Raw genomic sequence first — 15,209 nt, forward strand, 5'->3', positions numbered from 1 at the left:
CGGGTTTCGGAAACGTTCCCCTGATCTTGTTTACCGATACGAGGTTTGAATGCTTTCACCCAGATGGCGCCACCTGCACGTCTTCGCGGCCGCCGCCCTGGCGGTGCTCGTCGCCGGCGCGCCGGTGCGCGCGACGCAGCCGGTCGCGCCCCCGCAGCCCGACACCCTGACGTATCAGAAACTCGCGCCCGACCAGAAGGCCTTCGTCGACGACCTGGAGCACCGCACCTTCGACTGGTTCTGGCAGAGTGCCGACCCGTACACGGGCCTGGTGCCGGACTCGTGGCCCAACCACACCTTCTCCTCCATCGCCGCCGTCGGCTTCGGCCTGACGGCCTACGGCATCGGTGCCGAGCGCGGCTACATCACGCGCGGGCAGGCGGCACAGCGCACGCTGGCCACGCTGCGTTTCCTCGCCGCCGCGCCACAGAACGACAGCGAGGACGACACCGCCGGCTACCGCGGTTTCTTCTACCACTTCCTCGACATGCAGACGGGCCTGCGCTACGCGCGCCACGTCGAGCTGTCCAGCGTGGACACCACGCTGATGATGGGCGGCGTGCTGTTCGCCGAGAGCTACTACGACCGCGACACACCGCAGGAGCGGGAAATCCGCCAACTCGCCGACCGGCTCTACCGCGCCATCGACTGGCCGTGGATGCAGGCGCGCAAGCCGCTCATCAGCATGGGCTGGACGCCGGGCGGCAAGTTCATTCCCGCCGACTGGCAAGGCTACGACGAGGGCAAGCTGGTCTACATCCTGGCGCTGGGCTCGCCCACGCATCCGGTGGGCACGGACGCGTGGGCCGCGTGGTGCTTCACCTATCCGCGGGACTGGGGCACGTTCCAGGGTTACACCTTCCTCAACTTCGGCCCGCTGTTCGGCCACCAGTACACCGAGGCGTGGGTGGACTTCCGCGGCATCCGCGATGCGTGGGGGCGCGCGCACAACCTGGATTACGCGCAGAACGGCCGGCTGGCGACCTGGGCGCAGCGCACCTACGCCATCGCCAATCCCGGCCACTGGACGGACTACGGCCCCGACGTGTGGGGACTGACCGCCAGCGACGGCCCGGGCGACGTGACCGTGAGCTCGCCGCAGGGCGTGCGCCGCTTCAGCGCCTACATGGCGCGCGGCGCCGGGCTCGACGACATCACCGACGACGGCACCATCGCACCCACCGCGGCCGGCGGCTCCATCGCGTTCGCGCCGTCCATCGTGGTGCCCGCGCTGATGGCGATGAAGCAGCGCTACGGCAAGTACATCTACAACCGCTACGGTTTCGTCGATGCCTTCAATCCCAGCTTCCACGGCATGCCGGCGGATGGCCACAGCTATCCCGGCTTCGGCTGGGCCGACAACCAGCAACTGGGCATCGACCAGGGCCCGATCCTGCTGATGATCGAGAATTGGCGCAGCGGCATGGTGTGGAGGGTGATGAGGAAGAACCCGTACATCCGCCGCGGCCTGCAACGTGCCGGCTTCACCGGCGGCTGGCTGGAGCGCGCCGGCCCCGGGCCGGCCGCCGCCGCGTCGCCCTGAGGGGGAAACATGCATCGCCTGTTGACCGCCGCCGCCATCACCATCGCCTGCGCCGTCGCGTTGCCCTTGCCGGCGCGGACGGCCGCGCCGCAGGTCGTGCGTGTCGACGCCACGGCCAGGGCCACGCCGTTCCCGCACTTCTGGGAACGGATGTTCGGCTCCGGCCGCGCCGCGCTCAGCCTGCGCGAGGATTACCGCGACGACCTGCGCGCGGTGAAGCGCGTCACCGATTTCCGCTACGTGCGCTTCCACGGCATCCTCGACGACGAAGACGGCGTGTACACGGAGGACGAGCACGGCGAACCGGTCTACAACTTCACCCTGGTGGATCGCATCTACGACGGCCTGTTGCGCAACGGCGTGCGGCCGGTGGTGGAGATCGGCTTCATGCCGAAGAAGCTGGCGGCCAATCCCGACGCCCTGCACGCGTTCTGGTACAAGCCCAACGTGTCGCCGCCGAAGGATTACGGCCGCTGGGACGGCCTGATCCGCGCCCTCGCGCGGCATCTGGTGCGGCGCTACGGCATCGACGAAGTCGCGACGTGGTACTTCGAGGTGTGGAACGAGCCGAACATCGACTTCTGGGGCGGCGTGCCGCGGCAGGCCTCGTACTTCGAGCTGTACGACCACACCGCACGCGCGCTGAAGTCGGTCAGCCCGCGCCTGCGCGTGGGCGGCCCGGCCACCGCGGCGGCCGCGTGGGTCGGCGACTTCCTTGCGCATGCGGCGAAGGCCCACGTGCCGGTGGATTTCGTCTCCTCGCACGGTTACGCGGACGACACGGTGGAGAACCTGTTCCACAGCGACGCGCCGGTGCCGGAAGACGACCGCGTGTGCCGCGCCATCGGCAAGGTGCGCGGCCAGATCGCCGCATCGCCGCTGCCGCACCTGCCCCTGTTCTGGACCGAGTGGAATGTCCCCGGACGCGACAATCTGCGCGACACCACGTACGTGGGGCCCGCGCTGGCAAACACGGTGCGCGAATGCGACGGGCTGGTGGACATGATGTCGTTCTGGACCTTCTCCGACGTGTTCGAGGAAGACGGCCCCAGCCCCGAGCCGTTCGACGGCCAGTTCGGCCTGCGCGCCAGCGGCGGCATCGACAAGCCCAGCTACTACGATTTTGCGCTGCTGCACCAGCTGGGCGACGAGCGGCTGGCGAACCGCGCCAGCGACGTGATCGTCACGCGGCGCAAGGATGGCAGCCTGGCCATCGCGGCCTGGAACCTGGTCGATCCCGGGCAGCACGGCGCCACGCGCACGCTGCGCCTGGAGTTCGACCACGTGCCCGCGGACGCCGGCGTGACGGTGCAGCGCGTGGACGACGAGCACGGCAACGTGTTGCCGGTCTACGCCAGGATGGGCAGCCCGCGTTACCCGACGATGGCGCAGGTGGCGCAGATGAACGCGGCCACCGCCTTGCCGCCGCCTGCGCACGATCATCTCGTTCAAGGCGGATTGACACTGACGATGGAGCCCGGCGCGCTGCTGCTGGTGACGGTGGCGGGCAACTGAGCATGATGCGTCGTGGGCCTGCCGTCGTGCGATGCGCCCGCCTTCATGGGCGCATCGCTCCGGCCGCCCGCGGCGACGGGGAAAGGGCATGAACGCAGGGCGTGGCGGATGGCGGCGGGGGATGCGCGTGGCGATGGCGTTCGCCGCGCTCTGCCTCGCCGGCTGCTCGCATGGGCACGACGACACGCTGGTGTTCTGGACGTTCGGCCCGGAAGGCGAAGCCGTCGCCAGGCTGCTGCCGGATTTCGAGCGCGCGCATCCGGACATCCGCGTCGAGGTGCAGCAACTGCCGCTGAGCGCGGCGCACCAGAAGCTGCTCACGGCGATCGCCGGCGGCACCACGCCGGACATGGCGCAGCTCGGCAACACCTGGCTGCCCGAGATGGTGGCGCTGCATGCGCTGGCGCCGCTGCAGCAGCGCGTCGCCGCTTCGACCACGGTGGCGCCGTCGGATTACTTCGCCAGCATCTGGGCCACCAACGTCGACGCCGGACAGCTGTACGGCATCCCGTGGTACGTGGACACGCGCCTGCTGTTCTATCGCAGCGACCTGCTGAAGCGGGCCGGCTTCGACGCGCCGCCGCACGACTGGGCCGAATGGCGGCGCATGCTGGCCGCGCTCAGCCACCCCGCACGCAAGGTCTACGGCATCCTGCTGCCGACCAACGAGTACGAGCAGCTGTTGTCGCTGGCCCTGCAGCAGCCCGACCCCCTGCTGCGCGACGACGACAGCCGCGGCAATTTCGAGAGCGCCGGCTTCCGGCGCGCGCTGGCGTTCTACGTGGATACCTTCCGCCTGCGGCAGGCGCCGGTGGTCACCAACGTGGAAGTGGGCAATCCGTGGGAGGAGTTCGGCAAGGGCGTGTACGCGTTCTATTTGTCGGGGCCGTGGAACGTCGGCGAGTTCCGCAAGCGCCTGCCGGCGAACGAGCAGGACGATTGGGCCACTGCGCCGCTGCCCGGGCCGGACGGCCCCGGTGCGGGCCTCGCGGGCGGCGCCAGCCTGGTGGTGTTCCGCGCATCGAGGCACCCGCGCGCGGCGTGGACGCTGATCGAATACCTGTCGCAAGCGCAGGTGCAGCAGTGTTTCTACCGGCTCACCGGCGACATGCCGCCGCGGCGCAGCAGCTGGGACAGCCCGCTGTTGCAGAATGACGCGGCCATGCACGCCTTCCGCGACCAGCTTGAACGCGTGAAGCCCACGCCGGCGGTGCCCGAGTGGGAGCGCATCGCGGTGATGATGCAGCAGGTCGCCGCGCGCGCCGTGGCCGGCGAGCTGACGGTGGACCAGGCGACGGCGGAGATGGATCGCCAGGCCGACGGCATCCTGGCCAAGCGGCGCTGGCTGCTCAGGCAGGCGGAGGCGCGGCGATGAAGCCCTCGCGCGCGGCGTGGCTGTTCCTCGCGCCGGCGCTGCTGGTGCTGGCCGTGTTCTTCCTGCTGCCGGTGCTCGGCGCGCTGGCGCTCAGCTTCACCGACTACGACCTCTACGCGCTGGCCGACCTGCACAACCTGCGCTTCGTGGCGCTGGGCAACTACTGGCTGCTGCTGCACCGGCCGCAGTTCTGGGCCGCGCTGGGACACACGTTCTACTTCGTCGCGGTGGGCGTGCCGCTGTCGCTGGCCGCCTCGCTGGGGGCGGCGCTGCTGCTGCATTCGCCGCTGGCGCGCTGCAAGGCGTTCTTCCGCACCGCGCTGTTCGCGCCGGTGGTGACCACGGCGGTGGCGACGGCGGTGGTGTGGCGCTACCTGTTCAACACCAAGTACGGCTGGGCCAACCACCTGCTGGCCATGCTCGGCGTCCACCCGGTGGACTGGCTGGGCGATCCGCGCTGGGCGATGCCCACCATCATCCTGTTCGCGGTGTGGAAGAACTTCGGCTACAACATGATCATCCTGCTCGCCGGCCTGCAGGCGGTGCCCGCCGAGTTGTACGAGGCGGCGCGCATCGATGGTGCCTCGGCCTGGCGGCAGTTCCGCCACATCACCCTGCCGGCGCTGGGGCCGACCCTGCTGATGGTGGCCATCCTCACCGTGTCGGGCTACTTCCAGCTGTTCGCCGAGCCCTACGTGATGACCGAGGGCGGCCCGCTGGAAAGCACCACCAGCGTGCTGTACCTGATGTACGAGGACGGCTTCCAGTGGTGGAACCTGGGCGTCGCCACGGCGGAGGCCTTCGTGCTGTTCCTGGTGATGTTCGCGGTGACCGCGGCGATGCTGCGGCTGTCGCGCAAGGCGGCGGCATGAACCCGCGGCTGGCGAAGGCGCTCATCAACGGCCTGCTGCTGGGTGGCGCGGCGGTGGCGCTGTTCCCCTTGCTGTGGATGCTCGCGGTGTCGTTCATGCCGGCCGGCACGTCCAACGCGCTGCCGCCGCCGCTGTGGCCGGCGCATCCCGTGCTGGACAACTACCGGCAACTGTTCCGGCACGCCGGCATGGGCCGCTACCTGTTCAACAGCCTGCTGATCTCCGGTGCGATCACGCTGTTGTCGCTGCTGTTCAACCTGCTGGCGGGCTATGCCTTCGCCAAGCTGCGCTTCGCGGGACGCGAGCGCTTGTTCCGCATGCTGCTGGCCCTGCTGGTGGTGCCGGCGCAGGTGGCGATGCTGCCGCTGTTCCTGATGTTCAAGTACGCCGGCCTGGTGGATACCTACGTGGGCGTGGTGCTGCCGGGCCTGGCCTCGGTGCTGGGCATCTTCCTGGTGCGCCAGTACGCGCGCGGCCTGCCCGACGAGCTGCTGGAGGCGGCGCGCATCGATGGCGCCAGCGAACTGCACATCTTCGTGCGCATCGTGCTGCCGCTGTTGCGCCCGGTGGTGGCGACGCTGGCGATCCTCACCTTCCTCACCGCGTGGAACGATTTCATGTGGCCACTGATCGAGCTGACCGGGCAAGGCCATTACACGTTGCCGCTGGGGCTGGCCACGCTGGCGCGCGAGCACACGGAGGGCACCGAGCAGATGATGGCCGGGTCGGTGCTCACCGTGCTGCCGGTGCTGGCGCTGTTTCTTTCCATGCAGCGGCATTACCTGGATGGGTTGTTGCTGGGGAGTGTGAAGGGGTGAGGGGCGGCATGCGCCGCGGCTTGCAAATCTTTCTTCGCCTCCTTGCGGGCACGTGGGGAGGCGCCATGGATGGGGCCGCCTTTCCCCGCTCCCCAGAGCCGAACATATCCGTGTGCTCTCCCCGCGTGGAGGAGCAAGGAGAGGGAGCGGGGAGAGGGGCTTTTGCTTCTGCTTGTACGCAAGTTTCAGAGCGGTTTCGACCGCCTTCCGGCGGCCGAGCTACTTTCTCTTTGCGTGCTCAAAGAGAAAGTAGCCAAAGAGAAAGAGCACCCCGCGGCGGCGCTTTCCGCCCATCCATGGGCGGAAAGTCCGTGAGGCGTGGCCGGGCTTTTCGGCCGGGCTCCTGCCCGGTCGAAAAGGCATCGCCCTCCATGGCGATGCCCACTGCGTGGCCTGATCGTCCACGCCTCACCGCCGCCGAGGGGGCCCGGGAAAAGCAGGCGCGCATCGTGCGCGCCAGAAGCAACAGCAACAACAGCGGAGCGCCGCAAGCTTGCAGCTCGCTGTCTCCCTCCCCTGCGTGCAGGGGAGGGTTGGGGTGGGGTGCTCCTGCTTCTGCGCGCCGGGAGCGCGCTGCTCTACCCGGGGCCCCTATGGCGCGGCGGGTGGGCGAAGGGAAGTCCGCAGGATGGCTCGCAGGGATGCGAGCCAGTTTTTCGCCAGCACAGGATGTGCTGTCGAAAACCCCCGCAGCCCACCCGCGCACCCGCAGGGCAGGATGCCCGGAGGGCGCGCCATCGGGGTGTCGTTTCCTCTTGGTTACTTCTCCTTGATTCCGGGCATCCTGCCCCCCACCCTCGCGGGCCAGCTTCGCTGTTCGCCGCCGCCCCTGCGGCGGCGTGGACAAGCAAAGGAGAAGTAACTCGGGCGCCGGCAGGCGCTCGAAACCGCTTTGTTCCTTGCGAGATGGCGAGGCAAAGAACTTCTTCCGCGAGCAGCGAGCAAAAGAATCAGCCGATACGCGTTCCATCACGCGGATCGAAGAAATGCAGCCGCTGCACAGCGGTGCCCAGCCGCACCATTTCACCCGGCACGCAGGCGACACCCGGCGGCGTCCGCGCGACCAGCGCAGAATCCCCGTGGCGCAGGTTGAGGAAGACCTCGTTGCCCACCGGCTCCAGCACCTCCAGCCGCGCCTCCAGCGCCGCGGAAGGATCGTCGGCGGCGAGCGGCCGCAAGTCTTCCGGACGCAGGCCGAGGATCACCTCGCGCTCGTGCCAGTCCGCGAGGGCGTCCACCTGCGGCGACGTGCCGAGCCGTACCGTGCCGCCTGCCGTGGCCAACGCGAGGCCATCACCCGCATGCAGGATGCCGCGCAGCAGGTTCATCGCGGGGCTGCCGAGGAAGCCGGCCACGAACAGGTTGGCGGGGCGCTCGTAGAGCTTCATCGGCGTGTCGATCTGCTGGATCGCGCCGCGGTCGAACACCACGATGCGCTGGCCCAGCGTCATCGCCTCGATCTGGTCGTGCGTGACGTAGACCGTGGTGGTGCCGAAGCGGCGGTGCAGCCGCGCGATCTCCACGCGCATCGACAGGCGCAGCCGCGCGTCGAGGTTGGACAGCGGTTCGTCGAGCAGGAACACCGCGGGCTGGCGCACCATCGCGCGGCCCAGCGCCACGCGCTGGCGCTGGCCGCCGGACAGCGCAGCCGGGCGCGCATCCAGCTGCTGCCCCAGTTCCAGCAGGCGTGCCACATCGTCCACGCGCCGTGCGATTTCCGCGCGCGGCATGCCGCGCAGGCGCAGGCCGAAGCCGAGGTTTTCGGCCACCGTCATGTGCGGGTAGAGCGCGTAGTTCTGGAACACCATCGCGATGTCGCGATCCTTCGGCGCCACCTCGTTCACCACGCGGCCACCGATGCGCAGCGTGCCGGCGCTGACGGTTTCCAGCCCCGCGATCATGCGAAGCAGGGTGGTCTTGCCGCAGCCGGAGGGGCCGACCAGCACCAGCAGATCGCCGTCGGCGATGTCGAAGCTGGCGCCGGCGACGGCGACGTGGCCGTTGGGATAGACCTTGCGCACGTTGTCGAGACTGACGGTGGCCATCGGCGTTGCGTGCTCTCTGCGGATTGTCGCGGCGCGGTGATCGATGTCGCGGAAAAGGGCGTGCATCCCGGGACGGCGTTCGGCTATTCTCGGGATGTAATCGATTACATCAAGCCGCAGTGCGGCATTCGAGAGTTGCGGAATCCATGACCCGACCCTACCGCTTTCCGGACGGCTTCCTCTGGGGCGCGGCCACCTCCGCCTACCAGATCGAGGGTTCGCCGCTGGCGGACGGCGCCGGCCCCAGCATCTGGCAACGCTACGCGCACACGCCGGGGATGATGGCGAACGGCGACCACGGCGACGTGGCCTGCGACCATTACCGCCGCTACAAGGACGACGTGCAGCTGATGCGCGCGCTGGGCCTCAAGAGCTACCGCTTCAGCGTGAACTGGGCGCGCGTGCTGCCCGAGGGCACCGGGCGGGTCAATGCCAAGGGGCTGGACTTCTATTCTCGGCTGGTCGACGAGCTGCTGGAAAACGGCATCGTGCCGAACGCCACGCTGTTCCACTGGGACCTGCCCGCGGCGCTGGACGATCGCGGCGGCTGGCTCAACCGCGACAGCGCGCACTGGTTCGCCGAGTACGCCGCAATCATGTTCTCGGCGCTGGACGACCGCGTGCCGTACTGGTCCACGCTCAACGAGCCGTGGGTGGTGGTGGATGGCGGCTACCTGCGCGGCGCGCTGGCGCCGGGCCACCGCAACCTGTACGAGGCGCCGATCGTGGCGCACAACCTGATGCGCGCCAGCGGCGCCGGCATCCAGGCCTACCGCGCGCACGGCCGGCACGCGATCGGCGTGGTGTTCAACATCGAGCCCAAGTACCCGGCTTCCGGCAGCGCGGAAGACCTTGCCGCCACGCGGCGCGCGGACGCCTACATGAACCTGCAGTTCGCCGATCCGGCGCTGCTCGGCAGCTACCCGCCCGAACTGCGCGATGTGTACGGCGAGGCGTGGCCGGATTTCCCCGCGGACGATTTCCGGCTCACCAGGCAGCCGGTCGACTTCGTCGGGCTCAACTACTACACGCGCGCGGTGGTGCGGCACGATGCGGATGCGTTGCCGCTGCGCGCGGTGCCGGTGCACCAGCCCCATCGCACCCACACCGAAACCGGCTGGGAAGTGTACGAGCAGGGCCTCACCGACATGCTGACCGGTTTCCGTCGGCGCTACGGCGACATCCCGCTGTACATCACCGAGAACGGCGCGGCCTTCTACGATCCGCCGACGGTCGAGGGTGCGCTGTTGCAGGACCCGCTGCGCACGGACTACCTGCGCCGGCACCTCGAAGCCGCGCATCGCGCCATCGAGGCCGGCGTCGACCTGCGCGGCTATTACGCCTGGTCGCTGCTGGACAACCTGGAGTGGTCGCTGGGCTATGCCAAGCGCTTCGGCCTCTATCACGTGGACTTCGCCACCCAGCAACGCACGCCCAAGGCCAGCGCGCAGCTCTACCAGCGGGTGATCGAGAGCCACGGCGAAGTCCTGGGCGAGCCATGAACCATCGAACGATGCGCACGGAGGAGAGCAGCCGATGAAAACGAAACCGAAGCCGTGGCGGGTCGTGCTGGGCCTGCTGGCCGCATGCCTGTTCGTTCCCGGCGCCGCGCAGGCGATGCCAGCCGGCGATACCGTGCAGATCCGCGTCGACGCCAGGGCGAAGGGCACGCCGTTCCCGCACTTCTGGGAGCAGATGTTCGGCTCGGGCCGTGCATCGCTGGCGCTGCGCGACGACTACCGCAAGGATCTGGTCGCGGTGAAGCAGGCCACCGGCTTCGGCTACGTGCGTTTCCACGGCATCCTAGACGAGGACGTGGGCCTGTTCCATCTCGGCAGGAACGGCCAGCCGTTCTACAACGCCGCCGACAAGTCGGGCAAGGCCGGCCAGCCGGTCTACAACTTCTCCTACGTGGACCAGATCTACGACGGCCTGCTGGAACGCGGCGTGCGCCCCTTCGTGGAGCTGGGCTTCATGCCGGACGACATGAGCTCCGATCCCAGGGCGATCCAGGATTTCTGGTACCACCCCAACGTCGCGCCGCCGAAGGACTACGCGCTGTGGGACGGCATGATCCGCGCCTTCGCGCAGCACCTGGTCGCGCGCTACGGCATCGATGAAGTGTCGCAGTGGTACTTCGAGGTGTGGAACGAGCCGAACATCGGCTTCTGGGCCGGCAACCCCAAGATGCCGACGTATTTCACCCTGTACGACCACACCGCGCGCGCGCTGAAGTCGGTGAGCCCGCGCCTGCGCGTGGGCGGCCCGGCCACGGCGCAGGCCGCGGAAGTCGGCGACTTCCTCAGGCACGTGCACGCGGCGAACGTGCCGGTGGATTTCGTCAGCACCCACGTCTACGGCGACGACACCGCGGACAACGTGTTCCACACCCGCGAGAACATCCCGCGCAAGGACATGGTGTGCCGCGCGGTGGACAAGGTGCACCAGGAGGTACTGGCCTCGCCGTATCCGAAGCTGCCGTTCATCATGAGCGAGTTCAACGCCTCCTACGCCAACCTGCCCAACGTCACCGACACGGTATACATGGGGCCGTGGATGGCCAACACCATCCGCGCCTGCGCCGGCAAGGTGGACATGATGAGCTACTGGTCGTTCTCCGACGTGTTCGAGGAAGGCGGGGTGGTGCGCACGCCGTTCTACGGCGGCTTCGGCCTGATCGCCGAGGACCGCATCCCCAAGCCGGCCTACAACGCCTTCGCGATGCTGCACAAGCTGGGCGACATGCGGCTGCCGTCGTCCTCCGACTCCGCGCTGGTCACCCGTCGCGCCGACGGTACGCTGGTGCTGGCCTTGTGGAACTACGCGCCGCCGGTGGGCGACACCGCCAGCTACACCATCGGCAAGCCGAAGGGTGAAGTGCGGCACTTCGAGGTCGAGCTGTCGTCGCTGCCGGCGAATGCCGGAGCGAAGGTGTGGCGGCTGGACGAGACGCACGGCAACGTCATCGCCACCTTCGACCGGATGGGGCGCCCGGCCTTCCCTTCGCGCGAGCAGATCAGGCAGTTGCGCGCGGCCGGCCAGATGTCCGCACCCGAGCAGGTCGCACTGCACGGCGGCAGGCTCAGCCTCGACATCCCGCCGCAGGGCCTGGCGGTAATCGAAGTGCGCTGAGCGCCCGCGGTGGAGCCGCTGGATCGCCCGGTCTGGGCCAGCCTGACCAGCCTGCATGCCGGGCTGGCGCAGGGTGGCGCACTGGCGAAGCGCTATCTGCCGGAGATCAATCGCTTCGCCTCGGCGCGTGACGACAGCGACGAGGCGCTCGCGGCGCTGGCCGCGCTGGTGCGGCCGGGCGAACCGGTGTTCGTCGCGCAGGTACCGGAGATATCCATCCCGCCCGGACTCGTGGCGCGCAAGCTTGCGAAGTGCGTGCAGATGATCGCCGTCGCGCCGGTCATTGCGGAAGCCGGTGCGGACGAAGTGCTCCCGCTGGGCGAGGCGGACGCGGCGGAGATGCTGGCGCTGGCCACGCTCACCGAACCCGGACCGTTCCTGCGGCACACCCACCGCATGGGTCGCTTCGTCGGCATCCGCATCGATGGCCGGCTCGCCGCGATGGCGGGCGAACGCTTCCGCTTTCCCGGCCATGCCGAGGTCAGCGGCGTGTGCACGCATCCGGACTTCCGCGGCCGCGGGCTGGCCCGACGCCTGTCCCGGCACGTCGCCGCCGGCATCGCGGCGCGCGGCGACACGGCCTTCCTGCATGCGTGGAAAACCAACACGGCGGCGATCCGTCTCTACGAAACGCTGGGCTTCCGCCTGCGCTGCGAGGTGAATGTGGCCGTGCTGGACGCGATGCCCGGGTGATCCTGGGCCGGTGGCGTAGCCGCCATCGGACCGATCCCGTCTTCGGCTGGACATGCCATGCGCCGCCCCGGCCTTTGCGGCCCCGCAAGTCGTTCCCGGACGACATGGGCTGTAGGCCTGTGCCGAGGGCTGCCGAAGGGAAAGGGCGATTTCACACCGATTTACGTCCTGCTGGTTCACAATATGCTAACGTCTAGGTCACAGATTCAGGGGGATGACCATGAAGCACTTCATCGTGCTCGTTGTGTTGCTGCTGGCTCTTGTAGTAAGCGGCTGCGCGGCAGTGACGCCATCGACCCAGCCGCCGAAAGTCAATGCCGACGCCATGGCAGTCAGCGACTACCGCATCGGCGTGGACGACCAGTTGCAGGTATCCGTGTGGCACAACCCCGATCTCAGCGTGTCCGTGCCGGTGCGGCCGGACGGCAGGATCACCGTGCCGCTGATCGGCGACGTGCAGGCCGGCGGGCAGACGCCCGAGGAAGTGGCCGCCGTCATCCGCGACAAGCTCAAGGCCTACGTGCGCGATCCGCAGGTGGCGGTGATCCTGACCCAGCTGCGCAGCCACGAGTACCTTGCCCGCGTGCGCGTCACCGGTGCCGTGCGCACGCCCGTCTCGCTGCCTTACCGCCCGGGCATGACCGTGCTCGACGTGGTGCTGGCCGCCGGCGGCGTCACCGAGTTCGCCTCGCCGGACCGCACCGAGCTCTACCGCCACGCCGGCAAGGGGGACAGCCAGGCCTACGCCGTGCGGCTGGGCAAGATCCTCAACGACGGCGACCTGGCCACCAACTATCCGCTGCAGCCAGGTGACGTGATCACGGTGCCGCAGCGCACTTTCTGAAGAAGACGCCCAAGGGGGGCCTCAGGAAGAGGCGAGCGCCATGAACGAACAACCGATTTCACTGCAGGCCCTGCTGCCCGTGCTGCTGGAGGAGGGCCGCCGCCGGCGCGTCGCGCTGGGGCTGATTTTCGCCGCGATCACGCTGGCGGCGCTGGTCATCGGCGTGCTGTGGCCGAAGAAATACGAGGCTTCCACCACCATCCTGGTGCAGGAGAGCAACATCATCGCGCCGCTGATGAAGGGCGCCGCCACTCCCACCGCCAACACCAATCGCGCCGACATCGCGCGCGCGGTGATCCTGAGCCGCGAGGTGCTGGACAAGGTGCTCGCCGGCGGCGGCTGGCTGGACGGCCATCCCAGTCCGGTAGAGCTGGATCGCATCACCAACGGCATCAAGTCGCGCACCGTGGTGAAGTTCTCGCGCGACAACCTGCTGACCATCAGCTATCACGACTCCGACCCGGCGCGCACCTACAAGGTCACGCGGTTGTTCGGCCAGCTGTTCATCAGCGAGAGCCTGGCCTCCAAGCAGCGCGAGAGCCGCGACGCGTTCGATTTCATCAACAGCCAGGTCGAGGCCTACAAGCGCAAGCTCACCAGCGCCGAAGACAAGCTCAAGGCCTATCGCGAGAGCAATGCCGATGCCCGCCCGGGCAGCGACGCCGCCACCGCCGCACGCATCAACGATCTGCGCGCGCAAGTGGAAAACGCGCACATGGACCTGATGGAGAAGCGCTCGCAGGAAGCCTCGCTGGTGGCGCAGCTGTCCGGCGAATCGGAAGTCTCCGCGGTGCAGACCACGGCGGGGCTGTACCAGGCCCAGCTGGCCGACCTGCAGGCGCAACTGGACAAGCTGCTGCTCACCTACACCGACGACTATCCCGACGTGGTGCGCGTGCGCCACCAGATGCAGGACCTGCGGCAGCAACTGGCGCAGGCCGGCCGGAACCGGCAGAACCCGAACGGCAAGCCGGCGTCGCTGGAAGGCAATGCGCAGTTCAATCCGCTGTACCAGCAGATCAAGAGCCAGCTGACCGATCTGCGCGGCCAGATCGCCGCGACCACGGCGCGGATGAATGCGAGCCAGGTGATGCTGGACGCCGAACTCGACCGCAGCAAGCGCATCGCCGGCTCGGAGAACGCCACCGCCGAACTCACCCGCGACTACGACGTCAACCGCGACGTCTACCAGGATCTGCTGAAGCGCCGCGAGAACGCGCGCGTATCGATGGACCTGGACGCCACCCAGCAGGGCCTGACCTTCGTCGTGCAGAACCCGGCGATCATGCCGCTGATCCCCACCGGCCTGCGCTTCATGCACTTCGCCGTGGCCGGTCTCGCGCTGGGCCTGGTGCTGCCGCTGGGCCTGCTGTTCGGCATCGCGCGCCTCGACCCGCGCGTGCGTTCGGCCGAGCAGCTGGAACGGCTCACCGGCCTGCCGGTACTGGCCACGGTGCCGTACTACGCCACACCGCAGGACCGGCGCCGCGGACAGCTGCAGAACCTGGTGCTGGCGCTGATCCTGGTGGCGGTGGTGGTGTCCTACCTCACGCTGTTCGTGCTCAAGCTCAAGGGGGCGGCATGAAGCCCGACGAATCGATTTCCGGCACCGTGCTGCGGGTCGCCCAGGCCGAGGCGGGCCATGCCGATCGCCTGCCGCAACAGGCGTCCGAGCATTCCATCGCCCTCATGGCCGAGCCGCGCGCCCTGGCCCCGCGGCAGCTGGAGGAGCGCCGGCTGATCCATCGCGAGGCCTCGTCGCGGGCGGAATCGGACACCTTTCGCGAGATCCGCACGCGCCTGCTCGGCATGGCCGGCAGCAGCAACTTCATCACCCTGGTGGTCGCGGTCAGCCCGCGCTCGGGGGCCAGCTTCGTGGCGCGCAACCTGGCCGCCGCGTTCGCCTTCGACGAGGCCCGCACCAGCCTGCTGATCGACTGCAACCTGCACTATCCGGAGCAGCACCGCGCGCTCGGCGTCGATCCCGCCAACGGCGGCCTGATCGATTTCCTCGAGCACCCCGCGCAAGGCATCGCGTCGAAGATCTACGCCACCGGCGTGCCGCGCCTGCGCCTGATCCCGGTGGGCGAGGCCCGCGAGGGCAGCGGCGAGTACTTCTCCTCGTTCCGGATGAACGCACTGCTCGACTCGATGCGCCATCGCTACCCGGATCGCTACCTGTTCCTGGACGGCCCCACCATCAAGGGCTCGCCGGATGCGCGCATCCTTTCCGACCTCGCGGATTTCGTGGTGGTGGTGGCCGGCTACGGTCGCGACACGCCCGCCACGATCAGCCAGGCGGTGGCCCATTTCGAGCCGGAGAAGCTGGCCGGCGTGGTGTTCAACCAGGCGCCTTGAGGCTCGCGGTGACC

The 15,209-nt window shown here is 68.8% G+C and carries 12 protein-coding genes; 11 read left to right on the forward strand and 1 reads right to left on the reverse strand.

The annotated features are described in order from the left end of the window. The first annotated feature begins 49 nt into the window (after window positions 1-49). From ABQJ56_RS14280 to ABQJ56_RS14300, 5 genes are all read left to right on the forward strand, one after another. Window positions 50-1,543, forward strand: a complete 1,494-nt coding sequence (locus ABQJ56_RS14280; protein WP_367845684.1) for a glucoamylase family protein — start codon at window positions 50-52, stop codon at window positions 1,541-1,543. 9 nt (window positions 1,544-1,552) lie between these two features. Beyond that, window positions 1,553-3,058: a GH39 family glycosyl hydrolase gene (locus ABQJ56_RS14285; RefSeq protein ID WP_367845685.1), complete on the forward strand. Its 1,506-nt coding sequence runs from the start codon at window positions 1,553-1,555 to the stop codon at window positions 3,056-3,058. Between the two features lie 88 nt (window positions 3,059-3,146). Further along, window positions 3,147-4,433, forward strand: coding sequence for a sugar ABC transporter substrate-binding protein (locus ABQJ56_RS14290; RefSeq protein ID WP_367845686.1), 1,287 nt, complete (start codon window positions 3,147-3,149; stop codon window positions 4,431-4,433). Next, entirely contained in the window at window positions 4,430-5,305 is an 876-nt protein-coding gene (locus ABQJ56_RS14295) for a carbohydrate ABC transporter permease (RefSeq protein WP_367845687.1), read from the forward strand. The genes ABQJ56_RS14290 and ABQJ56_RS14295 overlap by 4 nt, the downstream gene beginning before the upstream one ends. After that, entirely contained in the window at window positions 5,302-6,123 is an 822-nt protein-coding gene (locus ABQJ56_RS14300) for a carbohydrate ABC transporter permease (RefSeq protein ID WP_367845688.1), read from the forward strand. The genes ABQJ56_RS14295 and ABQJ56_RS14300 overlap by 4 nt, the downstream gene beginning before the upstream one ends. Before the next feature lie 950 nt (window positions 6,124-7,073). Here the strand turns inward: ABQJ56_RS14300 and ABQJ56_RS14305 are convergent. Next, window positions 7,074-8,168 carry an ABC transporter ATP-binding protein gene (locus tag ABQJ56_RS14305; RefSeq protein ID WP_367845689.1) on the reverse strand — a complete coding sequence of 365 codons (1,095 nt, stop codon included), beginning with the start codon at window positions 8,166-8,168 and terminating at the stop codon, window positions 7,074-7,076. A gap of 146 nt (window positions 8,169-8,314) precedes the next feature. On the opposite strand from ABQJ56_RS14305, the gene ABQJ56_RS14310 reads away from it, so the two are divergent. The 6 genes from ABQJ56_RS14310 to ABQJ56_RS14335 all read left to right on the forward strand — a co-directional run bounded on the left by ABQJ56_RS14310 (window position 8,315) and on the right by ABQJ56_RS14335 (window position 15,195). Beyond that, window positions 8,315-9,670, forward strand: a complete 1,356-nt coding sequence (locus tag ABQJ56_RS14310; protein WP_367845690.1) for a GH1 family beta-glucosidase — start codon at window positions 8,315-8,317, stop codon at window positions 9,668-9,670. 34 nt (window positions 9,671-9,704) lie between these two features. Then, window positions 9,705-11,300, forward strand: coding sequence for a GH39 family glycosyl hydrolase (locus tag ABQJ56_RS14315; protein WP_367845691.1), 1,596 nt, complete (start codon window positions 9,705-9,707; stop codon window positions 11,298-11,300). A gap of 9 nt (window positions 11,301-11,309) precedes the next feature. Then, window positions 11,310-11,993 (forward strand): GNAT family N-acetyltransferase, encoded by a 684-nt coding sequence (locus ABQJ56_RS14320; RefSeq protein WP_367845692.1) that lies wholly within the window; start codon window positions 11,310-11,312, stop codon window positions 11,991-11,993. A 220-nt stretch (window positions 11,994-12,213) separates the two neighbouring features. Further along, window positions 12,214-12,837: an XrtA/PEP-CTERM system exopolysaccharide export protein gene (locus tag ABQJ56_RS14325; RefSeq protein WP_367845693.1), complete on the forward strand. Its 624-nt coding sequence runs from the start codon at window positions 12,214-12,216 to the stop codon at window positions 12,835-12,837. Window positions 12,838-12,877: 40 nt separating this feature from the next. Further along, complete coding sequence (locus ABQJ56_RS14330; protein WP_367845694.1) at window positions 12,878-14,422, forward strand: XrtA system polysaccharide chain length determinant; 1,545 nt, start codon at window positions 12,878-12,880, stop codon at window positions 14,420-14,422. Then, complete coding sequence (locus tag ABQJ56_RS14335) at window positions 14,419-15,195, forward strand: P-loop NTPase family protein (RefSeq protein WP_367845695.1); 777 nt, start codon at window positions 14,419-14,421, stop codon at window positions 15,193-15,195. Before ABQJ56_RS14330 ends, ABQJ56_RS14335 begins: the two co-directional genes overlap by 4 nt. Window positions 15,196-15,209: the final 14 nt, after the last annotated feature.

This window comes from Rhodanobacter geophilus (assembly GCF_040812275.1).
GTDB lineage: Bacteria > Pseudomonadota > Gammaproteobacteria > Xanthomonadales > Rhodanobacteraceae > Rhodanobacter_A > Rhodanobacter_A geophilus.